This window comes from Methylobacterium hispanicum, assembly GCF_022179285.1.
Lineage (GTDB): Bacteria > Pseudomonadota > Alphaproteobacteria > Rhizobiales > Beijerinckiaceae > Methylobacterium > Methylobacterium hispanicum.
The window spans coordinates 364,336-387,329 of the sequence record NZ_BPQO01000001.1; the positions used below are offsets into that span (position 1 = coordinate 364,336).

Below are 22,994 nucleotides of genomic sequence, written 5' to 3' on the forward strand. Positions count from 1 at the left end.
CTCTCGTTCGAAGTCGGGGGTCGGACGTCTCGATCAGGCGGCGCGGCGTCGGCCCTTGGTACCGGGCCAGCCGAGCGCCACGAGGCGGGCCTTGGCGTAGTCGCGCACCTCGTCGCGGGTGCCTTGCGGCATGCCGGCGAGGATCCGTTGCGTCTCGCCCGCCAGCATCAGGTCGGTGACGGCGTTGATGGTGTCGGTCGCGTCGATGGCGCGTTTCAGGTCGGCCTCGGCCTCCGTCACCTCGTCGAAGGCGGGCGCCTCGAAATCCTCGTCCACCGCCTGCACCTCGGCCAGGCGCCCGCCGCGGAACTCGTCGGCCTCCTCCTCGGAATAGACGAGGCCGTGCAGCTCGATCAGCTTGAGGATGACGCGGTCCTTCCCCCGCTTCTCGGCCATGGCGTAGACGTAGGCCGCCTGCTTGCCCGAGACGCGGTAGTTCACGTTCACCAGCGCCTCGCCGATCGACCACTCGACGCGCTCGGTCCCGGCCTTGGCGCCCGGAAGGTGCCCGGTCACCAGCACCACGGCCTCGTCGCGCTCGGCCCGGATGATCGTCGGCGGGTCGAAGCGGATGCCGGCCTGCGCGGCGATGCGCTCCAGGGTCTTGTGGTAGATCACCGCCGTGCCCTGAACCCGCCAGACGTTGCCGGCGAAAGGCTCGCCGTAGCGGACCAGGGTGTCGGCGATCTGCTTGTCGGCGGTTCGCATGGGCTCTCACCTCGGGGCCGGCCGCGCCGCGGAAGCGCGGCCATTCGTTCCTGTTTTGTTCTTACCCTTTATGGAGGGTTATCCACAGGCTTGCAAGGGGTGACCGGGCTTGACGGGCGTGATTCGAGGCCCGCCTGCGACTACCGCGCGGCGCATAGTGCGCGGGTCCCCGGAGCCGTAGCGGAGGGCACGGTGCGGTTCCGGGCCGAAGCCGGGCCGCCCCCCGCAGCGGGCGGAGTGGCGGGTGCGGCCCGCCCCTAATTCTGCCCGTCCCGGCCCATCTGCAGGGCCACGCAGGTCCGCACGAGATCGCCCAGCGTCAGCTCCTTCGTGTCGCCGATATTGGCCGTCTCCTCCAGACAGCGCATGAAATAGGTGTTGCTGAGGTCCGGGGAGAGCTGCGTCATCGACCTGCCCATCCGGTTGGTGAAGTCGATCTTCTCCTCCATGCCGGCCCGCGGCCAGAGGGAGGCCTTGTCGTCGAGCTTGAGCCGTGCCGCCGCCTGGGCGGCGACCGGGACCATCGCGATCGAGACGATAACGAGACGCAGCACAGACATCGGGGATCCTCCGCTCTTCTAAAATTCTTATTTGAAATCAATTGCCTGCCGGTGGCTGCCGTCTACATAGCGCTCGTGTGGGCGCGGCAAGGCGGCAGCCGGGCCGGGCGGCTTAGCCCGGAAGAGGACCTCGCCGAACGGTGGCCCCGGCGGTATGCGGACGTACCGTCCGCGGTCCACTCGCCGCAGCGCTCTCGCCGCGGCCCTCTCGCGATCCCGGGGGGCATCGGCCGAACCACTTTCGGTTGCAGATGACCGGCACTTGCCAGCCACCCGTCCGCGACCTACTTTGCGATGCAAAGCAGACCGTAGCCGCAGACCGCGAACCGGACCACACGGGGGTTTTGGCCGATGCGCGACCTCGACAGAGCCCTGGCGGACATCGTCGCGATCCGCAGCCAGCTTGCGCGCGACGAGACCTTCCGCGGCCTCGGCGCCGCGACCGTGGCGGCGACCGGCATCGTCGCCCTCATGGTGGCGGGCGCCCAGGCCCTTTGGCTGGGCGATCCGAACGCGCGGCCGCTGCTGTTCTTCACCATCTGGGTCGGCGCGGCGCTCGTTGCCTTCGCGCTCGTCGGTGTCGAGACCGTGCGGCGCTCGCGCCGGATCCATTCGGGCCTGGCCGACGCGATGATCTGGAACGCCATCGAGGTGTTCCTGCCCACCGCCGGCGCCGGCGCCTGCCTCGGCCTGGTGATCGGGCGCTTCGCGCCGGAGGCGGCCTGGATGCTACCCGGCCTCTGGCAGGTGCTCACCGGGCTCGGCCTGTTCGCCTCGGCGCGCATCCTGCCGCGCAGCGTGCAGAGCGTGGCGGCCTGGTACCTGCTCGCCGGCCTCGGCGGTCTGGCGCTCGCGAGCACCACGCACGCCCTCTCGCCCTGGCTGATGGGCCTGCCCTTCTTTCTCGGCCAGGGCTGGCTCGCCCTGATCCTCCATCGCGCGACGCGGGGCGACGATGGCGCTCGCTGACGCGGACGAGGGCCGGTTCTCCTACGAGGGCCTGGACCGGACCATCCACGAGAAGGCGCGCCTCGGCGTGCTGACCTCGCTGGTCGGCCACCCCAAGGGGCTCCCCTTCCCCGACCTGAAACGGCTCTGCAACCTGACCGACGGCAATCTCAGCCGGCACCTCGCGGTGTTGCAGGAGGCCGGGCTGGTGAGCCTGCAGAAGGGCCACGCCCACAACCGGCCGCAGACGCTCTGCCGCCTGACGCCGGCCGGGCGCGCGCGCTTCCTCGAATACCTCGCGGTGCTGGAACGGGTGGTGCGCGACGCGGCCGAGGCCGCGGGGCCCGCCCCGGACCTGAAGACCGCCTGATGGACCAGCCCGCCCCGACGCCGCCCCCCTCACGACCGGAGACCTCGACGATGCCCAGCCCGGCCGAACCGCGACCCGGCCTGCACGCGGCGATCATCATGGATGGCAACGGGCGCTGGGCGACGGCGCGCGGCCTGCCGCGCTTCGCCGGGCATCGCCGCGGGGTCGAGGCGATCCGGGCCACCGCCGAGGCCTGCCCCGACCTCGGCATCGGCACGCTGACCCTCTACGCCTTCTCCAGCGACAACTGGCAGCGCCCGGCCGACGAGGTCGGCGCGCTGATGCGGCTGCTGCGCTCCTACCTGCGCAACGAGACCGCGCACCTCGCCCGCACCGGCACCCGGCTCAGCGTGATCGGCCGGCGCGACCGCCTCCCGAACGGCATCCCGGAGGCGATCGGGGCGGCCGAGGCCGCCACCGCGGCCGGCACGCGGCTCCACCTGCGCATCGCGGTCGATTACTCGGCCCGCGACGCGATCATCGCGGCCGCCGCGCGCCTTGCCGACCCGGCGACCTCCCGGGAGGCCTTCGGCCGCATGGTGGCGGGCGAGATGCACGGCTCGCCGGTCGACGTGGACCTCCTGATCCGCACCGGCGGCGAGAAGCGGCTCTCGGACTTCCTGCTCTGGGAGGCTGCCTACGCCGAGCTGCACTTCACCGACCGGATGTGGCCGGATTTCGGGCGGCCCGACCTCGCCGAGGCGGTCGCCGAGTTCGCCCGGCGCGACCGCCGCTACGGCGGCCTCAACCCGCCCAAGGTCTCGGCCGCGGCCTGAGACGGCCAGCCGCGCGATCGCCCGGGGAGGCGGGGTTCCCCTCTCCCCCTCGTCGGCGCGCGGGCCGGCCCCAGGCGTGCGTCAGCCGGCGACGAACAGGCCGGCGATCGCCGCGCTCGTCAGGTTCGAGAGGCTGCCGGCCAGGATGGCGCGCAGCCCGTAGCGGGCCAGCTCGGGCCGCCGCTCGGGCACGAGGCTCGCGAAGCTCGCGAGCTGGATGGCGATCGAGGCGAGGTTGGCGAAGCCGCAGAGCGCGAAGCAGACGATGGCGGTGCTGCGCGGGTCGAGCCGGCCGGCTTTCAGGGTCGGCGAGAGGTCGGCGTAGGCCAGGAACTCGTTGAAGGCGAATTTCTGCCCGATCGCGCCGCCGACGAGCGCGGCCTCGCTCCAGGGCACGCCGAGCAGCCAGGCGAAGGGGCTGAGGACGGCGCCCAGCACGCCCTCGATCGAGATCTGCGGGTAGCCCGCGAAACCGCCGAGCCAGCCCAGCAGGCCGTTCGCCAGGGCGATCAGGCCCACGAAGGCGATCAGCATGGCGCCGACCGAGACCGCCACCGCCAGCCCCTTCTGGGTGCCGTCCGCGGCGGCCTCGATCAGGTTGGCGGCCCGCCGCTCGCCGAAGGTGACGCGGGTCGTGGTGATGCGGGTGGGCTCCACCGTGGGCATCAGGATCTTGGCATAGAGCAGGCCGCCCGGGATCGCCATCGCGGAGGCCGCGAGCAGGTAGGTCATCGGCACGCCGAGCGCGGCGTAGCCGGCCAGGATCGAGCCCGCCGTCGAGGCGGCCCCGCTCGTCATCACGGCGAAGAGCTCGGCCCCCGTGAGCAGCGCAAGGAACGGCCGCAGCGCCACGGCGATCTCGCTCTGGCCGATCGCGACCGTGATCACCGCCGCGAAGGACTCGATCGGCGAGGTGCCGAGGACACGCCGGAGCCCCGCACCGAGCCCGCGCGCCATCAGCTGCATCACGCCGAGATGATAGAGCACGCCGATGAGCGCCGAGACGTAGAGGATCTGCGGCAGCACGCGCAGCGCCAGGACGAAGCCGGAGCCGCCGAACAGCTCGAACATCCTCGGCTCGACGAGGCCGCCGAACAGGAAGGCGGTGCCGCGGTCGCCGTAGGCCAGCACCGCCTGCACCACGCCCGCCGCGAGCGCCAGCGCGGCCTGGCCCGCCGGCACGAACAGCACCAGCGCGCCGAGCCCGACCTGCAGCGCGAGCGCCGGGAGCACCACCCGGAGGCGGATGGCCCGCCGGTTGCTCGAGAGCAGCACGGCGATGCCGAGCAGGAGCAGGATGCTGGCGGCGGCGTGGATCAGGCGATCGATCATCGGGAACGCGGGGAAGCGGGCGGCCGGAACCTTGGCCGGTCCTGCCCGTCTTGGAAAGCTCGGGCCGGGCCTCGGCGGTCCTTTCCGCGGCTCTCGGGCATCGGCGGGTGGATATGCCGTCCGCGCGTCCTAGAACGCCCTCCATCTCCCGAGCGGCGAAGGGACGGACGTCATGGCGAGCTTGCGCGCGCATCTCGGGGCCTGGATGGTACGGCGGAACGTCCGCAACCGCCTCGGCGCGATGGAGGACGTCGGCCGGATCCGCGCCGTGCTCAACGGCGCCACCTTTCCGGACCCGCCGGGCGTCCGCTACGAGGCGGGCCGCCTCGGCGGTGTGCCGGGCGAGTGGGTGCGCCCGGCGTCGGGCCACGGGGCGCGGCTGCTCTACCTGCACGGGGGCGGATTCGTGGCCTGCTCGGCCAAGACCCATCGGCCGGTCACGGGCGGCCTGGCCCGGCGCGGCCTCACGCTCTTCGTGCCCGATTACCGGCTCGCCCCGGAACATCCCTTCCCGGCCCCGCTCGAGGACGCGCTTGCGGCCTGGACGGCCTTCGCGGCCGAGGGGCCGGCGGTGATCGCGGGCGACTCGGCGGGCGGCAACCTCGCGCTCCTGGTGCTCCTGGCCGCCCGCGACCGCGGCCTGCCGATGCCGCGCGCCGCCGCCCTGTTCTCCCCCGCGGCGGACCTCGCCAAGACGGACGGCTCACGCATCACGAATGCCCGGCGAGACGCGATGTTCGATCCGGTCTCGGTCGCGCGGCTGCTGCCGCTCTATCTCGGCGGCGGCACCGACCCGGCCGACCCGGCGGTCTCGCCGCTGCGGGCCGACCTCGCCGGCCTGCCGCCGCTGCTGTTCCACGTGGGTGAGCGCGAGATCCTGCGCGACGATTCCGTGCTGATGGCCGAGAAGGCCCGCGCCGCCGGCGTCGAGGCCCGGGCCGAGGTCTTCCCCGTCGTGCCCCACGTCTGGCAGTTCGCGCACAGCTTCGTGCCGGAGGCGCGGCGCTCCCTGGACGAGGCGGCCGCGTTCCTGAAGCGCCACGCCGGACCTTGAGGCGCGACGATCGGGCGGTTCGCGGGATCCCGCGCGGGGACACGCGGGCTCCTTCGCGAGGGCGCCGTCAGGGCGCGGGGCGGCGGAGGGGCGGCGGAGGGGCGGCTTGCCGAAGCGGTGCATCGCGCGACGCGGCCGCGCCTCCTGCGGCGAAAGCCGCGCCCCCCTTCCCGCCGTGCCGGAATGGGGGGCGTGGTTCAGGCCCGCCCGGAGGGGTGTCGACCGCCTCAGGCCGCGGGGGCGTCCTCCTCCGGCTCCGGATCGGCCGTCCACGCGGTGGCGAAGGCGGCGAGCCGGCGCGCGTCGGGGAAGGCCAGCACCGTCACGGTCCGCTCGGTCGGCGCCGCCCCCGGATAGGGTGCGAGCGCCACGCTCACCTGCGTCAGCCGCGCCTCCGGGGCCTCCGCCGCGATCCAGGCGGCGGCCGCATCGTCCAGGCGGTCGGGCGCGGCGAGCGCCCGGGAATCGCCGCGCAGCACGATCACGTACGATCCGAGACTTGGATCCGCCTCCTGGACCGCCTTGACGACGTCGATCACGCGCCGCTCTCGGGGAATTCGTTGATCTGGACCTGGGCCTGACGGTCGGTGAACTTCGGGATGTCGCCGAAGATCTCGGCCCCGTGCGCGGCGGCCGCCTTCTGGAAGGCGTCGGCCGATTCCCAGGTCAGCAGGGCCATCACCTGATAGGGGGCCTCGCCCCCGTCCGGCGTCGAGACGCCGCGCACGATCTTCGCCTCGTGCAGGCCGAAGGAGGACCAGCGCTCGCGCACCAGCGGCATGTGGTGGCCGAGATAGTAGGCCATGTCGAAGCGGCCGCCGGCCGGGTACATCACGCTCACGAGGATCATCGTTTCTCTCCCGGTGCCCGTCCGGCGGGCGGTCCCCGCTGGCGGGCGCCGCCCGGTGCGGGACTTCGTGTGCCGGGCGCGGACGCGCCCGGTCTGGATCTAGGGCGGCGCGGCCCTCAGTGCAGCTTCACCCGCGGCTCGGTGCGCCGGGTCAGCGCCCGGGCGGCGGCGTCGAGCGCCGTCTTGACGGTGCCGTGCAGCGCCCGCTCGTGCATCTTGTAGAGCGAGCGGTACATCAGCCGGGCGAACAGCCCGGCGATGAACATGTTCTTCCCCTGGATGAAGCCCATCAGGCTGCCCACCGTGGAGTACTCGCCGAGCGAGACCAGGGAGCCGAAGTCGCGGTAGCGGAACGGCGTCAGCGGCCGCCCGGCCATCTTGGCGGGGATCTGCTTGACGAGGTAGGTCGCCTGCTGGTGGGCGGCCTGGGCGCGGGGCGGCACGGGCGTGTCGGAGCCGGCCTCCACGAGGTAGGCGCAGTCGCCGATCGCGAAGATGTCCGGGTCGCGCGTGGTCTGGAGCGTCGGCGTCACCACGAGCTGGTTGGTGCGCGTGGTCTCGAGCCCGCCGATATCGTGCAGGAAGGGCGGCGCCTTCACGCCCGCCGCCCAGACGACCAGTTCGGAGGGGATGAAGGCGCCGTCGGCGAGCGCGACGCCGTCGGCCCGCACCTCGGTGACGCGGGCGCGCACCCGCACCTCGACGCCGATCTTGGTGAGCAACGCCATCACCTCCGCCGAGAGCCGGTGCGGCACGGCCGGGAGGATGCGGTCGGCGGCCTCCACCAGGGTGATCTTGAGGTCCTTGTCCGGGTCGATGCGGTCGAGGCCGGTGCCGACCACGTGGCGCAGCGTGCGGTGCAGCTCGGCAGCGAGTTCCGTGCCGGTGGCGCCCGCACCGATCACCGTGACGTGGAGCTGGCCCGGCCGCACCGGGCCGGTCTGGGTGTGGGCGCGCAGCATCGCGTTGACGAGGCGCTGGTGGAAACGCACCGCCTGGGCCTGGGTGTCCAGCGCGATGGCGTGCTCGGCCACGCCCGGCGTGCCGAAATCGTTGGTGGTGGAGCCCACCGCCATCACGAGCGTGTCGTAGGGAACCGTCCGCTCGGGCGTCACCTCGCGCCCTTCCGCATCGTGGCTCGCGGCGAGCTGGACCGTGCGCGTAGCCCGGTCGAGCCCAATCATCTGGCCGATGCGGTAGCGGAAATGGTGCTGGTGGGCGTGGTGCAGGTAGTCCACCGCGTGGTGCCCGATGTCGAGGCTGCCGGCCGCCACCTCGTGCAGCAGCGGCTTCCAGATATGGGTGCGGGCCCGGTCCACCAGCGTGACGTGCGCCTTGCCCTTGCGGCCGAGCTTGTCCCCGAGCTGCGTGACGAGCTGCAGGCCGGCGGCGCCGCCTCCGACCACCACGATGCGGTGCAGGCCGCTCTCCTTCTCGGCAGGTACCATTCCGTCCCCTCAAGCGCTCGTCGGCCCGGCACGTCCGGCCACCGCGATCTCATCCCTGCTTACACAGGATAGGCGTCTGTATGCCAGATCTTCCCGTCACCCCGTCCGGCCTCTTGCGCGGGACGCGCGCTCAGGCCTGCGGCGCGCCGGGCTGGCGCAGAGGATGCGCCTCGGCGAAGGCGGGCAGCGCGAGGCAGGTCTCGGCGATGCGGGCCACGGTCGGATAGGGCTCGGTCGGCACCGAGAAGATCCTGGTGCCCACCCAGAGGCTGACGAGGCAGAGGTCGGCGTGGCTGACCTGATCGCCCTGGCAGAACCGGCCGGTGCCGGGCTCGCCGCTCAAGCGCTTCTCCAGCGTCTCCAACCCGGTGGTGAAGCTGTGGCGCACGAACTCCATCATGCGCGCCTGGGGCAGGCCGTAGGCTTCCATCAGGTAGGTGCGCACCCGCGGCACGTAGAGCGGGTGCGTGTCGCAGGCGACGACCTGGGCGAGCGAGCGCGCCCGCGCACGGGCCCGCGGGTCCTCCGGCAGCAGGCGCACGCCGCCCCGCGTTTCCTCCAGATAGTCGAGGATGGCGAGCGACTGGGTCAGCGGCGGCCCGTCCCCGTCGAAGAGCGCCGGCACCGCGCCCTGCGGGTTGATCGCCCGGAATTCCGGCCGGTGCTGGTCGCCCGCGTCGAGGTCGATGAAGGTCTCCTCGTACGGGATCTGCTTCAGCTTCAGGGCGATCCGTACCCGGAAGGCGGCGGCCGAGCGCCAGTTGCCGTACATCTTCATCGTGTGCCCCCATCTCGCCTGCCACCGAGCACACCCCAGAGCGGTCCGAACCGCAAGGGCCGCGCCCGTCATGATCCGGGCCTCTCCCCGGCCTGCTATCCGCCGGCTGAAAACCTGCCCGGCGCTGCGACGCGTTGCCCCGGCCGCGGCTTCCTGCAAAGACACGGGCTCAAGGACACGCTTCGGGCCCGCACGAGCCCCGATGGAGCACCGGGATGCAGATCGCCACACCCTACCTGATGTTCCTCGGCGACGTGCCGGACAAGCTGGCCGCCAAGACCGCCTACGGCATTGCCGACTGGCGTCCCGAATGGTGCGTCGGCCAGATGCGCCTGCCCGGCTGCGCGGCCGATCTCGGCATCCCGGACCTCACCCTCGACGAGGCGCTCGCCAAAGGCTGCCGGACGCTGGTGATCGGCGTGGTCAACGCGGGCGGCGTGCTGCCCGAGCACTGGGTCGCCGAGATCGTGGCCGCCCTCGATGCCGGCCTCGACGTGGCGAGCGGCCTGCACGTCCGGCTCGGCGCGGTGCCGGCGATCGCGGAAGCGGCCGAGCGCAACGGCCGCCAGCTCCACGACGTCCGCCACACCAGCGAGACCTTCGCCACCGGCAAGGGCACGCGGCGGCCGGGCCTGCGCCTGCTGACCGTCGGCACCGACTGCTCGGTCGGCAAGAAGTACACCGCGCTGGCGCTGGAGAAGGGCATGCGGGCGCGCGGCCTCGACGCGGATTTCCGCGCCACCGGCCAGACCGGCGTGTTCATCTCCGGCCGGGGCGTGGCCATCGACGCGGTGGTGGCCGATTTCATCTCGGGCGCCGTCGAGTGGATCGCGCCGGCCGCCGCGCCGGGGCACTGGGACCTGATCGAGGGCCAGGGCTCGCTCTACCATCCCTCCTTCGCGGGCGTGAGCCTCGGGCTGCTCCACGGCGCGCAGGCGGACGCCTTCGTGGTCTGCCACGAGCCGACCCGCACCACGATGCGCGGCGTCGAGCACCCGCTGCCGACGATCCGGCAGGTGATCGACCTCACGGTGCAGCTCGGGCGGCTCACCAACCCGGAGATCCGGCCCGTCGGCATCGCGGTCAACACGCAGGCGCTGGAGGAGGCCGAGGCCCGCGCGCTCCTCGACCAGCTCGCCGTCTCGCACGGCCTGCCCGCGACCGACCCGGTGCGCTTCGGCGTCGAGGGTCTCGTCGATCGGATCGTCGCCGAGTTCCCGGGAGCCTGAGGCGATGACCCGCCGCCTCACCGTCGCCGTCGAGCGCTTCCCCATCGCGGGTGCCTTCACGATCTCCCGCGGCAGCCGCACGGAGGCCGCGGTGGTGGTCGCGCGCCTCAGTGACGAGGCGGGCTTTGCCGGGCAGGGCGAGTGCGTGCCCTACGCCCGCTACGGCGAGAGCGTGGAGAGCGTCGCCGCGCTGATCGCGGCGCAGGAGGAGGCCGTGGCGGCCGGGATCACGCGAGCCGAGTTGCTGGAGCGCCTGCCCGCGGGCGCGGCCCGCAACGCGCTGGACTGCGCGCTGCTCGACCTCGAGGCGAAGCAGCTCGGCCGGCCCGCCCACGAGATCCTCGGTCTCACGGCGCCGGGCCCGGCGGTCACCGCCTACACCTTGAGCCTCGGCACGCCGCAGAGCATGGAGGAGGCCGCCCGCAAGGCCGCCGCCCGCCCGCTCCTGAAGGTGAAGCTCGGCGGCGAAGGAGACCCGGAGCGGATCGCGGCGGTGCGCCGGGGCGCGCCGGATTCGCGCCTCATCGTCGATGCCAACGAGGCGTGGCGGCCGGAGACGCTGGCGGCGAACCTCGCGGCCTGCCTGGCGGCGGGCGTCGGCCTGATCGAGCAGCCGCTGCCCGCGGGCGAGGACGCGGCGCTCGAAGGGATGGAGCGCCCGATCCCGATCTGCGCCGACGAGAGCCTGCACGACCGGGCCGGGCTCGACGCGCTCGCCGGGCGCTACGACGCGATCAACATCAAGCTCGACAAGACCGGCGGCCTGACCGAGGCGGTGATGCTCGCCCACGAGGCGCGCGCGCGCGGCCTCTCCTTGATGATCGGCTGCATGGTCGGCACCTCGCTCGCCATGGCGCCCGCGATGCTGCTCGCCCACCACGCGGACTACGTCGATCTGGACGGCCCGCTGCTGCTGGCCCGCGACCGCGAGCCGGCGCTGCGCTTCGAGGGCAGCACGATCCACCCGCCGGAGCCGGCGCTCTGGGGGTGAGGCCTCAGCGCTGCGGCGTCGCCACCACGGCGAGGCCGAGGCGGTCGAGGGCGTCGCGCAGGGACGCGTCCTCGATGCGCGAGACGGCCTGGGCCACCTCGCCGCGCCGGCCGGGATCGATCTCCCGGCGCCGCGCGGGCGCCCCGGGCCGGCCGACCCGGTCCTGCTTCATCACGATCCGGCCGATGCAGGCCCAGCCGTAATGCGCGTTGATGCGCTGGATCACCACGGGGGCGAGGTGCTGCAGCTCGATCGCGAACACGCTCTCGACCTGCACCACGAGGGTTCCCGCATCGGGCGCCTCGGCGCTGTTGCGGCGCTTGCGCGGCCACTCGATCCGCGCGGGGCGACAGTAGCGGGCGAGCCGCGCGCCCACGATGTCGGGCCAGGCGGCCAGGATGTCGGTCGAGGCGAAGCCCTGCGCGGCAAAGGCCGGCCCGATGCAGCCCTCGATCAGTTCCGCCAGCGGTTTGACGCGCGCCATGGTCTCTCGAACGCCTCAGCGGCCACGCCCGCACGATAACCCGCCGATGGTTAACGCGGCAGCCCTTTGACCGGGCCCGCGCACCGGCTATCACCGCGGGGATGCCAGCGTCCGACTCGTCCGATCCGGGCCTCCCGCCCGCCCGCGCGGCCGACCTCCTCGCCTGGTACGACCGGCACCGCCGCGTCCTGCCCTGGCGGGCGCTTCCCGGCGAGACCCCCGACCCCTACCGGGTCTGGCTCTCCGAGGTGATGCTGCAGCAGACCACCATCGCGGCGGTCCGCCCCTATTTCGAGCGGTTCCTGGCGCGCTTCCCCGATATCGGCGCGCTTGCCAGCGCGCCCGAGGAGGCGGTGATGTCGGCCTGGGCCGGGCTCGGCTACTACTCGCGGGCGCGCAACCTGCACGCCTGCGCGAAGGCGGTGGCGGCGGCTAGGGCCTTCCCCGACACGGCCGAGGGCCTGCGCCGGCTGCCCGGCATCGGCGCCTACACGGCGGGCGCCATCGCGGCCATCGCCTTCGGGCGCGCGGAAGCCGCCGTCGACGGCAACGTCGAGCGCGTGATGAGCCGCCTCTACGCGGTGGAGGCGCCGCTGCCCGGGGCGCGGACGGAGATCCGGCGGCTGACGCAGGCCCTGGTGCCGGCGGAGAGACCGGGCGACTTCGCGCAAGGGCTGATGGATCTCGGCGCCACGATCTGCACGCCGAAGCGGCCCGCCTGCGCGCTCTGCCCCTGGCTCGCGCCCTGCCACGCCCGGGCCGCGGGCACGCAGGAGACCTTCCCGCGCAAGATCAAGGCAGTGAAGGGGGCGCTGCGGCGCGGCGCGGCCTTCGTGGTCGTGCGCGCGGGCGACGAGGCGGTGCTGCTGCGCACGCGGCCGCCGGAGGGATTGCTGGGCAACATGGCGGAGCCGCCAACGAGCGCCTGGGAGAGCGATTACGATCCGGCCGGCGCTCTCCTCGACGCGCCGCTCGACGCCCGCTGGAAGCGCCTGCCGGGCCTCGTGCGGCACGGCTTCACGCATTTCCCGCTGGAGCTGACGGTGTTCCTGGCCCGGGTCGCACTCAACACGGCGCCGCCCGCCGGCATGCGCTTCACGCCCCGGCGGGATCTCGCCGAGGAGCCCCTGCCCGGCCTGATGCGCAAGGTGCTGGCCCACGCCTTCGACCCGCGGCCGGAGCCCGAGAAGAAGCCGCGCGGCCGCCCCAAGAAGGAGCCGCCGCCGATGCCCCTCCTCGCGGTGTTCGACGAACCCGAGGTGGTGGCCGAGCCCCCGCCGCGCTTCCGCCCGGTGCCGAAGCCGCGCCCGCGCATCGCGGAGGTGCCGCCTCCGGACACCGAGGAGATGTTCTCCGACGAGCCGCCGCCGGAGGTGTCGACCCCGCGCCGGCCGGTGCGGGGGGCGGGCCGGCGGCGCTGACGGCGATGTCGAGCCGCCATTCCCTGCAGACGGGCCACCGTCCCGCTTCCTCGATCCCCGGCCACGGGCGGGCGCACCCGCTATTCCCGTCCCTTCGCGGGACGGGAGAGCGCATGGTTCGGTGCGTTCGATCCCAGGACCCGTTCACCCCTCCGCGAACAGCTCCGGGTGCCTGAGCCGCAGCGCGTAGACCAGTACCAGGGTCTTCATGTCCGCGATGGTGCCGCGCTCGCTCATCGCCGCGACTTCGGCGAGCGGTAATTCGTGCACGGTGATCGCCTCGTGCTCGTCGGCGAGACCGCCGCCGGGGCCGGCCTTGTCGGACTCCGAATAGGGAGCGAGGAACAGGTCCATCCGCTCGGTCGAGATGCCGGGCGCGGTCCAGGCGCTGACCACGAGCTCGAGCGCGTCCAATCGCAGGCCGGTCTCCTCGAAGGCCTCGCGGCGGGCGCCCTCCTCGGGATTGCCCTCGTCGAGGATGCCGGCCGGCGCCTCGATCATCTCGGGGGGGCCGTCGGCGTAGAGGACGGGGGCGCGGAACTGCGAGATCAGTACGGCGGTGCGCCGGACCGGATCGTAGGGCAGCACCGCGACCGCGCGCCCGTGATCCTCGATCTCGCGCTTCACGCGCGTGCCGTCCGCCATCGTCACCTCGGCGACGAGGAAGCGGGCCCAGCCGTCGTGGATGAGGCGGGTGCCGCCGATATAGGGTGCCATCTGCCGGAGATTCCTGCCGTTCGTCCTGAGCGCTGCGGGGAGCGCATGGCTCAGGAATGCGGCGTCATCGCGAAGCCCCGGAGAAAGCTCTGCGAATCCGCGGCGGCGCCGCGATCACCCGGAGCCGTCGGCCCCGCGGAGGACGACGAACCGGAGCACGCCGCCTTCTCGCGCGCTCGATTCCAGGCGATGCCCGTCCTCCCGGAGGAGGTTCGGAATGTCGATGGCCGCCATCGGGTCGGTGCAGGTGAGGGTGAGGCGCGCCCCGGGCGCGAGCGTCCGGAGGGCCTTGCGCGTCCGGAGTACCGGCAGCGGGCATTTCAGGCCCGTCAGATCCAGATCGACCCCGTCCGCCATGACCGCACGCGAGAAAGCCCCGCCGACGCGGTGCGCCGACAGGGCTTTCCTTAGTGGGTCCGGTTCGGCCTGTCAGCCTTACCAGCCGCCGTAGCCGTAATAGCCGCCATAGGCCGGGTAGCCGTACCCGTAGCCGACCGGCGCGTAGCCGTAGGCGGGGTAGCCGTAACCGTAGCCGCCGCCGTAGCCGCCATAGTAGCCGTAGCGCGGGGCCGCGCTCGCCGCGATGGCGCCGCCGATCAGGCCGAGGGCCGCGCCGGCCGCGAGGGCGCCGCCGACATTACGGCGATAGCCGTAGCCCCGGTAGCCGTAGCCGCCGTACCCGCCGCGCCAGCCGTAGCCGCGGCCGTAGTAGCCGCCGCGCCAGCCGACATTGTCGACCGTGGCGTTGGCGCCGCCCACCTGGTTGCCCGACAGGGCAGGAAGCGGGGCCGCCTGCGCGGTCTGCACGGCACCGATCGAGGTCCCGAGTGCCGTGACGCCGGCCAGGGCGAGAGTCATGAAGCGCGACATGATCGCGATCTCCTGAGCATGGGAAGGTCCCGGAAAACGGCGGGACCGCCCCTCTCGTTCCAGTCCGTACGGTCGCAGGCCCACGAAAGTGCGCGGCCGCACACGGGTCCGTGCCGGGACCCGCTCGGGCGCTTCAGAAGATGCAGGCCTCGAAGGCCGGCTCCACCGAGCGCTGCCACGCGCCCTCGTAGGCGGCGAGCCGGTCCTCCGCGCGCGAGCGCCCGGCCGCCACGATGGCCTCCAGCGGCTGCAGGTAGATCGTCTCGTCCCGGCCCGACGCGTCCCGGCGGGCGCGGGCCTGCAGGCCGGCGCGCGCGATGGCCAGGGCCTCCGCCGCGACCGCCCCGAGGCTGCGCCCACAGATCGGCGTGGCGAGGCCCAGCCGCGGCACGGTGGCGCGCATGGCCTCGCGCCCCTGCGCGCTCCAGCCCTTGGTGAGGTCGAGGCCCGCGTCGAGGGCGGCCTCGTCGTAGAGCAGGCCGGTCCAGAAGGCGGCCTGCGCGGCGATCATGTCCGGGCCGCCGACATCCGCGCCGCGCATCTCGAGGAAGCGCTTCAGGCGCACCTCCGGGAAGGCGGTCGAGGCGTGGTTGGCCCAGTCCGAGACGGTGGCGTACTCGCCGGGCAGCTGCGCGAGCTTGCCCGCCATCAGGTCGCGAAAGGAGGCGCCCGAGACGTCATGGTAGGTGTCGCCCCGCTTGACGAAGTACATCGGCATGTCGAGCAGCCAGTCGACGTAGCCCTCGTAGCCGAAGCCCGGTTCGAAGGCGAAGCCCAGCATGCCGGTGCGGTCGGCGTCGGTGTCGCGCCAGATCTCGGAGCGGCGGGAGAGGAAGCCGTTCGGGCGCCCGTCGGTGAAGGGCGAGTTGGCGAAGAGCGCGGTCGCCACGGGCTGCAGGGCGAGCGAGGCGCGCAGCTTCCTGACCATGTCGGCTTCGGAGGCGAAATCGACGTTCACCTGCACGGTGGCGGTCCGCAGCATCATGTCGAGGCCGAGGCTGCCGACCTTGGGCATGTAGCCCGCCATGATCCGGTAGCGGCTCTTCGGCATGACGGGCGTCTCCTCGCGCCGCCATTTCGGGCTCATGCCGAGATCGAGGAAGCCGATGCCGAGCGGGTCGGCCGCCCGCTTCGTGGCGGCGAGGTGCTCGTCGAGCTCCCGCACGGTGGCGTGCACGTCGGGCAGCGCCGCGCCGGAGAGTTCGAACTGCCCGCCGGGCTCGATCGAGATCGCCCCGCCCGCCTCCGCGTGCAGGCCGATGATGTTGCCGAGATCGAGGATCGGCTCCCAGCCGGTCTCGCGGCGCAGGCCTTCGAGCAGCGCCCGGATGCCGTGCTCGCCCCCGTAGGGCACGGGCGTGTTGTCCGCCCGGTAGAACGGGATCTTCTCGTGCTCGGTGCCGATGCGGAACTGCTCGCGCGGCTTCTCGCCTTCCGCGAACCAAGCGATCAGCTCGGCGCGCGTGGTGAGCGGGGTGGTGTCGGAGATGTCGCGCGCCATGCGCCTTCTTCCCGTGCGTCGTCGTCTGCGATGGGTTGAAGCGCGCCGGGCGTGCCGGCGAGTCCAAGGTCCCGACCCGTTGAACGGGATGTCGTGCGCTTAATCCAGCCGGCAAGGCGCGACAACGCGCTCGCGTGCGGCCCCGCCGCGCCGTTTCCGCCCATCCGGGCGGCCCGAGCCCCTCCATGTGCGTCCGCGCACACGGCCAAGCCTGGGATCACCGTGGTCCTCGGGTCCTTCGGTCCAGGGGGGCGAAGCCCCCGGTTTGGGATCGGCCTCAGGGATCCGAGACTTGTCCGCTTCCCTGCCGGGCGTCGCCGAGCACGGCCTGGACCAGGGCGAGCACCGCGACCGCGGCGGTGTCGGCCCGCAGAATGCGTGGCCCCAGCGAGAGCGCGACGGTGTTCGGGCGGGCGGCGATCAGGTCTCGCTCCTCGGGCGCGAACCCGCCCTCCGGCCCGACCAGCACGGCGAGCGGGGGCGGTGCGGCCGGGTCGCCCGCGCCGCGCAGCGCCGCGACCGGGTCGGCGACGGGCGCGTCCTCGTCGCAGAAGACCAGCAGGCGCTCCGGCGCGAGCGCGGCCAGGGCTTCGGGCAGGCGCGCGGGCTCGGCGACCGCCGGGATCGCCAGGATGCCGCACTGCTCGGCGGCCTCCACCACGTTCGCCCCGAGACGTTCCAGGTTGATCCGCTCCCCTTGCGTGTAGCGGGTGAAGACCGGCCGGATCGTGCCCGCGCCCATCTCGACCGCCTTCTGGGCGAGGTAGTCGAGGCGCGCGCTCTTCAGGGGTGCGAAGAGGTAGTGCAGGTCCGGGGCCGCATTCTGGGGACGGGTCCGCTCGACCACCATCAGGTCGGCGCTCTTGCGGCCCGAGGGGACGAGGCTCGCCCGCCACTCGCCGTCGCGCCCGTTGAAGAGCAGGACCGGATCCTCGGGCTTCCGGCGCAGGACGTTGAGCAGGTAGTTCGCCTGCGCCCGGTCGAGCGGCAGGCTGGCGCCCGCGTGGAGATCCGCCGCGACATGGAGCCGGGGCGCGGTGAAGTCGTAGGCTGCCATGCCGGTCTGGTCGCGCGGGGCGCGGCCCCTGTCAACGCATCGCGCCCGGGAGCACCGAAACGTTGCCGAAAGGTTACAGCGGGGCTTTTTCAGCCCGAACCGCCCCTCCCGCGGCAACCCTTCGCGCCTTCGCGGTTGGCAGCGGCGGCCCGCGTCTTGATTGACGCCACATTCCTGTGGCGAACCGGACACCAAGAACACAGCCGCCGTTCCGGCCGGGCTCCGGCGCCCGGCGCAGCCCAGAATGGCGGCCCCAGGGATACGGCCCAAAGGACCCCAGGAGTCTAGGCGATGGCATTCAGGACCTGCGTACTGGCCGCGGCGGCGCTCGCCGGCAGCACCCTCTGGGGCGCCGCCGCCCTGGCCCAGTCGTCGAGCGATTGCGGCGCGATCCAGAAGACCCTGGAGGAGCGCAAGGCCCTGGTCGCGAAGGCGAACGCCGCCTCGACCTCGAAGAAGAAGATGACCCCGCAGGAAGCCTGCGCCCTGTTCGGCAAGCTGCAGCAGAACGGCGCCTCCGGCATCAAGTGGATCGAGGCCAACAAGGAGTGGTGCTCGATCCCCGATTCGTTCGCGCAAGGGTTCAAGGCCGACAACCAGAAGGTCGGCGAGGTCCGCACCAAGGTCTGCGGCATGGCGGCCCAGGCCGCCAAGATGGAGGCGCAGGCCCGCGCCCAGGCGGCGAACGGCGGCGGCGGCGGCCTGCTCGGCGGGCCCGGCCTGACCGGCTCGTTCAAGCTGCCCCAGGGCGCGCTCTGATCCTCCGGTGCGCGCGGCGCACGGGGTGAGCGGCCCCGCGGACGGGCGCGAAGCGGCCGCGGACGGACGCGTCGCGGACGCGGTCGCGGGACACTGGGTCGACCGGCTCGCGCCGCGGGCTGCCCGGCCCTATCTGCGGCTCGCCCGCATCGACCGGCCCATCGGCTGGTGGCTGCTGCTCCTGCCCTGCTGGTGGTCCGCCGCGCTCGCCGCGACCCGGGCCGACCATCCCTGGCCCGATCCCTGGCACCTCGCGCTGTTCCTCGTCGGCGCCGTGGCCATGCGCGGGGCCGGCTCGACCTACAACGACATCGCCGACCGCGACCTCGACGCCCAGGTGGAGCGCACGCGCTCGCGCCCCCTCCCCTCCGGGCAGGTCCGCCCCCGGGCGGCGGCCCTGTTCCTGATCGCGCAGGCGCTGGTCGGCCTCGCGGTGCTGCTGCAGTTCAACGGCACGGCGATCCTCGTCGGCCTGTGCTCGCTGGTGCCGGTGGCGATCTACCCGTTCATGAAGCGGGTGATGCCGATGCCGCAGGCCGTGCTCGGGCTGGCCTTCGCCTGGGGCGCGCTGATGGGCTGGGTCGCGGTGTTCGGCACGCTCGGCGCGCCGGCGCTCGCGCTCTACGCGGGCTCGGTCGCCTGGGTCGTCGGCTACGACACGATCTACGCCGTGCAGGACATCGAGGACGACGAGATCGCCGGGATCCGCTCCTCGGCCCGCCTGTTCGGCGACCGGCTGAGGTTGGCCGTGGGCCTCTGCTACGGGATCTCCGCGCTGTGCATCGCGCTCGCCGTGCGGGGCGCAGGGTGCGGGCCCCTGGCCTATCTGGGCGTCGCGGCCTTCGCGAGCCATCTCGCTTGGCAGGTCTGGTCCCTGCGGGAGCGGGACGGGCGCGGGGCACTGACCCTGTTCCGGGCCAACCGCGGGGCGGGTCTCATCCTGTTCGCGGGGCTGGCCGCCGATACGGTGGCGCTCGGCTGGCTGTACTGAAGCGCTCTCAGGTCCGGGCGATGATCTCGTTCTCGCCCCGGTGGATCAGCGGGCGGGCCGGCAGGCGGCCGGTCTTGCGGCGGACGAGGAAGCGCGGGCGCCGGTCGCAGAGCGAGCCGTGGCGGCGGCGCATCCGGGTCTTGCCGAGCGCGAGGCGGCCGAGCTGCTGCGAGACCGGGCAGAGCACGCCGTCCTCGCGCACGATCATCCGGGCAAGGCCCGCCCGCTGGGCGATGTCGCGCCACACGGCGACGACCTCCTCCTCGCAGAACGGCCCGAGCTGGTCGAACACCCGGCCCTCGGCGTCGACGAGCGCCAGCTTGAAGCGATCCTCACCGCTCATCTCGCTCTCGTCGCCCGCGAAGGCGAGGGCGACGCCGGCGGGCTTCGCGCCCTGCTGGCCGGCGCCGAACACCGGGAGCGCCGGGAAGGCGGCGGGCCAGACCGGGGCGGAGGCGCCGTCCTGGCAGTGGATCTCGTGCGGGCTCGCCATGGTTTCGAAGGTGTTCATCGGTTCGATGCCCTGTTGCAAGTGGCGATCTCTGTCGGACCGTCCGTTATGCAGAGCAGATTGGGCCCCGACCTCCCTCGATGACCTTAAGAGCCAGCGTTAAGCGAATCTGGACCCGGGGGTTGCTGGCGGAATGCTCAACGCTTCCTTGCCCCGATGCGACGGATGCGACCGATCCGACCGGCGGTGCCACGCTGCTTGTGGCCCCCAGCACCGCACCTTAGAACAGGTGGCACCGCCGGCCTCGCCGGCCCGACCCTCTCTCGTCCCCGTGTCGCCCGGTCCGCAAGCAGGGATCGCCGCGCCGCTTTGGGGCCGACCCGAACCGGATCACGGATGCCCGACCCGATCTCCGCCGATGCCGTGTCCGCGCTGATGCCGGCCCTGCGCGGCGCGCTCCGCGAGGCGGCGGACCTCGCCCTGCCCTTCTTCCGCCGGGGCGACCAGACCTCGGCGCGGGTCTGGTCGAAGGCCGGCGGCTCGCCCGTGACGGAGGCCGACGTCGCCGTCGACACCTTCCTGAAGATCCGCCTGAGCGAGCTGGTGCCGCAGGCCGCGTGGCTGTCGGAGGAGACGGCGGACGACCACGCCCGGATCGGGCGCGACCTCGTCTGGATCGTCGATCCGATCGACGGCACGCGCGCCTTCCTGTCGGGCCATCCGGACTGGTCGATCGCGGTGGCGCTGCTGTCGGCGGGCGAGCCGCTCGTCGGCTTCGTGCACGCCCCCGTCTGCGGCAAGGCCTACGAGGCCGTGCGCGGGCAGGGCGCCACCTGCAACGGGGAGCCGATCCGGGTCTCGGAGCGCGCGGACCTGCCCGGCGCGCGCGTCACCGGCCCCAAGCCGATGTTCGACCGGCTCGAGCGCGGCGTGGCGCGCGGGGGGGCGAGCGCGGATTTCACGACGGTCGAGCGCATTCCCTCGCTCGCCCTGCGGCTGGCGCGGGTGGCCGAGGGCGCGATCGATCTCGGCCTGATCACCGCGAATGCCCGAGACTGGGATCTGGCGGGTGCGGATCTCGTCCTGCGCGAGGCCGGCGGCAGCGTGCGCGATCGCGGGGGCCGGATGCCGGCCTACAACCGGCCCGAACCCGTGCACGGCGAACTCGTCGCGGTCACGGACGGCTTGCGCGATCAGGCGCTGTCGGCCTGGCAGATGGGTGGGTAGGGGACGGCCGGAGGGCAGCTTGCCGAACGGGCCGCCCCGAGGAGGCCCCGAGGAGGCTCAGATCGCGGCTTCCCGCAGCCGCACGGTGTCGGGCGCGAGGCCGAGGCGCTCGGCGAGATGCCAGCGCAGTTCGCGCGGCGAGTGGTAGCCGTAGCTGCGGTCGATCAGATGGGAAAGGTCGGCCCTGCGCCCGGCGCGGGAGGCTTCGTTGAGGGTCCTGACCCGAAAGGTCGGCGCGTCGGTGACGGGCGACCGGGCGCTCTTGAGGCGCGTGTACTCGAACTGCATGTCTTTTCTTGTTCTGTCCAATGTCGGCGCAGGTGATGCCCGGTCCGTCCGGCCCCTGCGACTCCGTTTCTTCGTGTGCTTTCGACCGTCCGGCGCGACCGGTCCCGCGGATGAGCGCGGGACGGCAGCGTCGGAGGGCTTCGGCCGGGTTCCGGCCGCGTGGAGCGGGCTCCGGTTGCGAGAGCCGCGGGAGGGTGCGTCAGGCCGCCTGGAGGTTGCCCGCGGCTTCCTTGCCGCTGCGCTTGTCGGCCACGATCTCGTAGGAGAGCTTCTGGCCCTCGACGAGGTTACGCAGCCCAGCGCGCTCCACGGCGGAGATGTGGACGAACACGTCCTTGCCGCCGTCGTCGGGCTGGATGAAGCCGTAGCCCTTGGTCTCGTTGAACCACTTCACGGTGCCGGTATTCACGTATAGTACCTCGTATCGTCCATAAGAAGACGACGATCCGTACGCCCGAGGACGCAGATCGCTTCGTCTTCGAAAGTCTTGCAGAGCAGGCAGGGCGCGAGACGCTGAACCTTGAAAAGCGTCGGTCTCGATCGGTGGCCCTCCACGGACATATCTAGTGGGTCCTTGCGGCCGCAACAAGGCGAGGCCGCCATCCAATTTCCCTCCGGGCCCCGCGGCCTTCTCGCCGGAGGAGCCGCACGGCCCTGTGAATCCGGGCCGGCGCGGTGCATATATGGTACGCGTTCAGGCAGTTAGGCGATCCATGGCAGGCATCTCGGTTTCGTTGGAAGGAGCCAACATTCAGCTCTCCTTCCAGAAGGACGATCAGGCGACGGCCGTGGTGATGGATGCGCGCGCCGCCCGCGCCCTGGTGCGGGCCGTCGGCCAGCTGCTCACCGCGATCGACGACTCGGAGGAGCCCGAACTGCCGGAGGATCTGAGCGACGAGGAGGTCGCGATGCTCGACGTCACCTCCTCGGCGATCGAGGTCGGGACCGACGAGCAGGGGCAGGCCGTGGTCGCGCTGCAGGCGGGCGCCCTGCCGCCCTTCCAGCTTCGACTGACCGACGAGGAGGCCCGCCACGTCGCGACGAGCCTCGCCGAGATCCTGAACGCGCCGCGCGACGTGCGGGCCTCGCACGGCGGCCACTGAGGCCTCCGGCCGGGAGGCTCCTCCCCCGCGGGGGGAGGAAGACGGCGCCCGCTACATCCGCACGCCCGGATCGGTCGGGCTGCCGGGAAAGACGTCGGGCTCGGAGCCTGGGCCGCCCGGCTCGCCGATGCCGGGATCGTTCACCGGGTAGGGCGTGCGCGGGCCGGTGGGGCCGACATCCGGCAGATCGTCGGGCTGGGGCGGCGGCGGAAGGTCGCCGGGCGCGGGGTCGGGCGTCGGAAGGCCGGGATTGGCCATGCGCGGATCTCCTGGTTGTCGGGCTGGCTGTCTGGGATGTGTGGGCTAACGGCCGCGCCGCCCGCCTGTTCCGGCCCGACGCCGACGCGGGCCCGCCCTGCCCTCACCGGGCGGAACGCCGCGACGCCGCTCCCGTTGCCAGTCCAGTCCAACGACGAAACGGGAGACGACGCCATGCCCGACATCAAGCAGTCCAAGGTCCTGATCCTCGCCACCGACGGGTTCGAGGAGACCGAACTGACCGTGCCGCTGACCAAGCTGCGGGAAGCGGGCGCGACCGTGCACGTGGTCGCCCCGAAATCCCGCGAGGCGAAGGAATCGATCCGCGGCTGGGACAAGACCGATTGGGGCAAGAACGTCGCGGTCGATCACGATCTGGAGGCGATCGACGCCGCCGCCTACGACGCGCTCGTCCTGCCGGGCGGCCAGATCAACCCGGACAAGCTGCGCCTCGAGCCGAAGGCGCTGGAGGTGATCAAGGGCTTCCTCACCTCCGGCAAGGTGGTCGCCGCGATCTGCCACGCGCCCTGGCTGCTGATCGAGACCGGCGCCGTGAAGGGCCGCGACGTGACCTCGTTCAGCTCGATCAAGACCGACGTGATCAACGCGGGCGGGCGCTGGCACGACAAGGAGGTCGTGACCGACCAGGGCATCATCACCAGCCGCAATCCCGGCGACCTCGACGCCTTCGTGGCCAAGATCATCGAGGAGGTGCGCGAGGGCAAGCACGAGGCCCGTCAGCTCGCCGCCTGACCCGCCGCACCGGAGCTGAGAACGAGAGAGGCCCGCACGCCGTCGGCGTGCGGGCCTCTTGTCTTTAGGC

29 protein-coding genes are annotated in these 22,994 nt (G+C 72.7%); 12 read left to right on the top strand and 17 right to left on the bottom strand.

From position 1 onward, the window contains the following. Positions 1–33: 33 nt before the first annotated feature. Together MFF56_RS01605 and MFF56_RS01610 are read right to left on the bottom strand one after the other, a co-directional pair. Positions 34–708, bottom strand: coding sequence for a trna delta -isopentenylpyrophosphate transferase (locus MFF56_RS01605; RefSeq protein WP_066923401.1), 675 nt, complete (start codon positions 706–708; stop codon positions 34–36). A 257-nt stretch (positions 709–965) separates the two neighbouring features. Then, complete coding sequence (locus MFF56_RS01610) at positions 966–1,268, bottom strand: hypothetical protein (RefSeq protein ID WP_238229335.1); 303 nt, start codon at positions 1,266–1,268, stop codon at positions 966–968. Between the two features lie 351 nt (positions 1,269–1,619). On the opposite strand from MFF56_RS01610, the gene MFF56_RS01615 reads away from it, so the two are divergent. From MFF56_RS01615 to MFF56_RS01625, 3 genes are read left to right on the top strand one after another with little or no spacing between them, the layout of a single operon-like run. Further along, positions 1,620–2,237, top strand: a complete 618-nt coding sequence (locus MFF56_RS01615) for a hypothetical protein (protein ID WP_066923397.1) — start codon at positions 1,620–1,622, stop codon at positions 2,235–2,237. Further along, on the top strand, positions 2,224–2,586 hold the full coding sequence (locus MFF56_RS01620) for a transcriptional regulator (RefSeq protein WP_238229336.1): 363 nt from the start codon (positions 2,224–2,226) through the stop codon (positions 2,584–2,586). The genes MFF56_RS01615 and MFF56_RS01620 overlap by 14 nt, the downstream gene beginning before the upstream one ends. Positions 2,587–2,636: 50 nt before the next feature. After that, positions 2,637–3,362, top strand: a complete 726-nt coding sequence (locus tag MFF56_RS01625; RefSeq protein ID WP_066925375.1) for a di-trans,poly-cis-decaprenylcistransferase — start codon at positions 2,637–2,639, stop codon at positions 3,360–3,362. An 81-nt stretch (positions 3,363–3,443) separates the two neighbouring features. Here the strand turns inward: MFF56_RS01625 and MFF56_RS01630 are convergent, their stop codons facing one another. After that, positions 3,444–4,694: a NupC/NupG family nucleoside CNT transporter gene (locus MFF56_RS01630; RefSeq protein WP_066925378.1), complete on the bottom strand. Its 1,251-nt coding sequence runs from the start codon at positions 4,692–4,694 to the stop codon at positions 3,444–3,446. Between the two features lie 172 nt (positions 4,695–4,866). Here MFF56_RS01630 and MFF56_RS01635 point away from each other — a divergent pair, with 172 nt between their 5' ends. Continuing rightward, on the top strand, positions 4,867–5,748 hold the full coding sequence (locus MFF56_RS01635) for an alpha/beta hydrolase (RefSeq protein ID WP_066925381.1): 882 nt from the start codon (positions 4,867–4,869) through the stop codon (positions 5,746–5,748). 227 nt (positions 5,749–5,975) lie between these two features. Here the strand turns inward: MFF56_RS01635 and MFF56_RS01640 are convergent, their stop codons facing one another. The 4 genes from MFF56_RS01640 to maiA form a co-directional block, all read right to left on the bottom strand. Beyond that, positions 5,976–6,287 carry a hypothetical protein gene (locus MFF56_RS01640; RefSeq protein ID WP_066919401.1) on the bottom strand — a complete coding sequence of 104 codons (312 nt, stop codon included), beginning with the start codon at positions 6,285–6,287 and terminating at the stop codon, positions 5,976–5,978. After that, positions 6,284–6,598, bottom strand: a complete 315-nt coding sequence (locus MFF56_RS01645) for an EthD family reductase (RefSeq protein ID WP_066919403.1) — start codon at positions 6,596–6,598, stop codon at positions 6,284–6,286. Before MFF56_RS01645 ends, MFF56_RS01640 begins: the two co-directional genes overlap by 4 nt. A 116-nt stretch (positions 6,599–6,714) precedes the next feature. Further along, a complete protein-coding gene (locus MFF56_RS01650; protein WP_066919405.1) occupies positions 6,715–8,046 on the bottom strand; it encodes an NAD(P)/FAD-dependent oxidoreductase in 1,332 nt (443 codons plus the stop codon). Positions 8,047–8,176: 130 nt separating this feature from the next. Continuing rightward, the gene (gene maiA / locus MFF56_RS01655; protein WP_066919407.1) at positions 8,177–8,824 is read right to left on the bottom strand and encodes a maleylacetoacetate isomerase; all 648 of its coding nucleotides are present in this window, start codon (positions 8,822–8,824) and stop codon (positions 8,177–8,179) included. Between the two features lie 215 nt (positions 8,825–9,039). Between maiA and dgcN the strand changes: the two genes are divergently transcribed. Both dgcN and dgcA read left to right on the top strand, forming a co-directional pair. Next, positions 9,040–10,053 (top strand): N-acetyltransferase DgcN, encoded by a 1,014-nt coding sequence (gene dgcN, locus MFF56_RS01660; RefSeq protein ID WP_238229337.1) that lies wholly within the window; start codon positions 9,040–9,042, stop codon positions 10,051–10,053. Between the two features lie 4 nt (positions 10,054–10,057). After that, positions 10,058–11,044 (top strand): N-acetyl-D-Glu racemase DgcA, encoded by a 987-nt coding sequence (gene dgcA / locus MFF56_RS01665; RefSeq protein ID WP_066920749.1) that lies wholly within the window; start codon positions 10,058–10,060, stop codon positions 11,042–11,044. 4 nt (positions 11,045–11,048) lie between these two features. Here dgcA and MFF56_RS01670 read toward each other — a convergent pair whose 3' ends face one another. Then, positions 11,049–11,528, bottom strand: coding sequence for a DUF721 domain-containing protein (locus MFF56_RS01670; RefSeq protein WP_066920751.1), 480 nt, complete (start codon positions 11,526–11,528; stop codon positions 11,049–11,051). A gap of 101 nt (positions 11,529–11,629) precedes the next feature. Between MFF56_RS01670 and mutY the strand changes: the two genes are divergently transcribed. Then, entirely contained in the window at positions 11,630–12,949 is a 1,320-nt protein-coding gene (mutY, locus tag MFF56_RS01675; protein WP_066920753.1) for an A/G-specific adenine glycosylase, read from the top strand. Between the two features lie 144 nt (positions 12,950–13,093). On the opposite strand, the gene MFF56_RS01680 is transcribed toward mutY, so the two are convergent. The 5 genes from MFF56_RS01680 to MFF56_RS01700 all read right to left on the bottom strand — a co-directional run bounded on the left by MFF56_RS01680 (position 13,094) and on the right by MFF56_RS01700 (position 17,094). Continuing rightward, positions 13,094–13,666 carry an NUDIX domain-containing protein gene (locus MFF56_RS01680; protein WP_066920755.1) on the bottom strand — a complete coding sequence of 191 codons (573 nt, stop codon included), beginning with the start codon at positions 13,664–13,666 and terminating at the stop codon, positions 13,094–13,096. Between the two features lie 114 nt (positions 13,667–13,780). Beyond that, positions 13,781–14,023, bottom strand: a complete 243-nt coding sequence (locus MFF56_RS01685; RefSeq protein ID WP_238229338.1) for a sulfurtransferase TusA family protein — start codon at positions 14,021–14,023, stop codon at positions 13,781–13,783. A gap of 78 nt (positions 14,024–14,101) precedes the next feature. Then, a complete protein-coding gene (locus MFF56_RS01690) occupies positions 14,102–14,536 on the bottom strand; it encodes a hypothetical protein (protein WP_238229339.1) in 435 nt (144 codons plus the stop codon). A 133-nt stretch (positions 14,537–14,669) separates the two neighbouring features. Continuing rightward, the gene (locus MFF56_RS01695) at positions 14,670–16,037 is read right to left on the bottom strand and encodes a glutamate--cysteine ligase (RefSeq protein WP_238229340.1); all 1,368 of its coding nucleotides are present in this window, start codon (positions 16,035–16,037) and stop codon (positions 14,670–14,672) included. Positions 16,038–16,314: 277 nt separating this feature from the next. Then, the gene (locus tag MFF56_RS01700; protein ID WP_238229341.1) at positions 16,315–17,094 is read right to left on the bottom strand and encodes a 16S rRNA (uracil(1498)-N(3))-methyltransferase; all 780 of its coding nucleotides are present in this window, start codon (positions 17,092–17,094) and stop codon (positions 16,315–16,317) included. A 291-nt stretch (positions 17,095–17,385) separates the two neighbouring features. On the opposite strand from MFF56_RS01700, the gene MFF56_RS01705 reads away from it, so the two are divergent. Further along, complete coding sequence (locus MFF56_RS01705; RefSeq protein WP_066918601.1) at positions 17,386–17,853, top strand: hypothetical protein; 468 nt, start codon at positions 17,386–17,388, stop codon at positions 17,851–17,853. Between the two features lie 25 nt (positions 17,854–17,878). After that, positions 17,879–18,844, top strand: coding sequence for a 4-hydroxybenzoate octaprenyltransferase (ubiA, locus tag MFF56_RS01710; protein WP_066918610.1), 966 nt, complete (start codon positions 17,879–17,881; stop codon positions 18,842–18,844). A gap of 7 nt (positions 18,845–18,851) precedes the next feature. On the opposite strand, the gene MFF56_RS01715 is transcribed toward ubiA, so the two are convergent. Beyond that, on the bottom strand, positions 18,852–19,355 hold the full coding sequence (locus tag MFF56_RS01715; RefSeq protein ID WP_238229342.1) for a DUF6101 family protein: 504 nt from the start codon (positions 19,353–19,355) through the stop codon (positions 18,852–18,854). A gap of 336 nt (positions 19,356–19,691) precedes the next feature. On the opposite strand from MFF56_RS01715, the gene MFF56_RS01720 reads away from it, so the two are divergent. Then, positions 19,692–20,522 carry an inositol monophosphatase family protein gene (locus MFF56_RS01720; protein ID WP_066918604.1) on the top strand — a complete coding sequence of 277 codons (831 nt, stop codon included), beginning with the start codon at positions 19,692–19,694 and terminating at the stop codon, positions 20,520–20,522. A 57-nt stretch (positions 20,523–20,579) separates the two neighbouring features. On the opposite strand, the gene MFF56_RS01725 is transcribed toward MFF56_RS01720, so the two are convergent. Beyond that, the gene (locus tag MFF56_RS01725) at positions 20,580–20,810 is read right to left on the bottom strand and encodes an AsnC family transcriptional regulator (RefSeq protein ID WP_066918606.1); all 231 of its coding nucleotides are present in this window, start codon (positions 20,808–20,810) and stop codon (positions 20,580–20,582) included. Between the two features lie 199 nt (positions 20,811–21,009). Then, entirely contained in the window at positions 21,010–21,219 is a 210-nt protein-coding gene (locus MFF56_RS01730; RefSeq protein WP_066918608.1) for a cold-shock protein, read from the bottom strand. Between the two features lie 304 nt (positions 21,220–21,523). On the opposite strand from MFF56_RS01730, the gene MFF56_RS01735 reads away from it, so the two are divergent. Then, the gene (locus tag MFF56_RS01735) at positions 21,524–21,913 is read left to right on the top strand and encodes a hypothetical protein (protein WP_238229343.1); all 390 of its coding nucleotides are present in this window, start codon (positions 21,524–21,526) and stop codon (positions 21,911–21,913) included. A 51-nt stretch (positions 21,914–21,964) separates the two neighbouring features. Here the strand turns inward: MFF56_RS01735 and MFF56_RS01740 are convergent, their stop codons facing one another. Next, a complete protein-coding gene (locus MFF56_RS01740; RefSeq protein WP_066924701.1) occupies positions 21,965–22,171 on the bottom strand; it encodes a hypothetical protein in 207 nt (68 codons plus the stop codon). A gap of 174 nt (positions 22,172–22,345) precedes the next feature. Here MFF56_RS01740 and MFF56_RS01745 point away from each other — a divergent pair, with 174 nt between their 5' ends. Further along, the gene (locus MFF56_RS01745; RefSeq protein ID WP_066924699.1) at positions 22,346–22,924 is read left to right on the top strand and encodes a type 1 glutamine amidotransferase domain-containing protein; all 579 of its coding nucleotides are present in this window, start codon (positions 22,346–22,348) and stop codon (positions 22,922–22,924) included. The last annotated feature ends 70 nt before the right edge of the window (positions 22,925–22,994 follow it).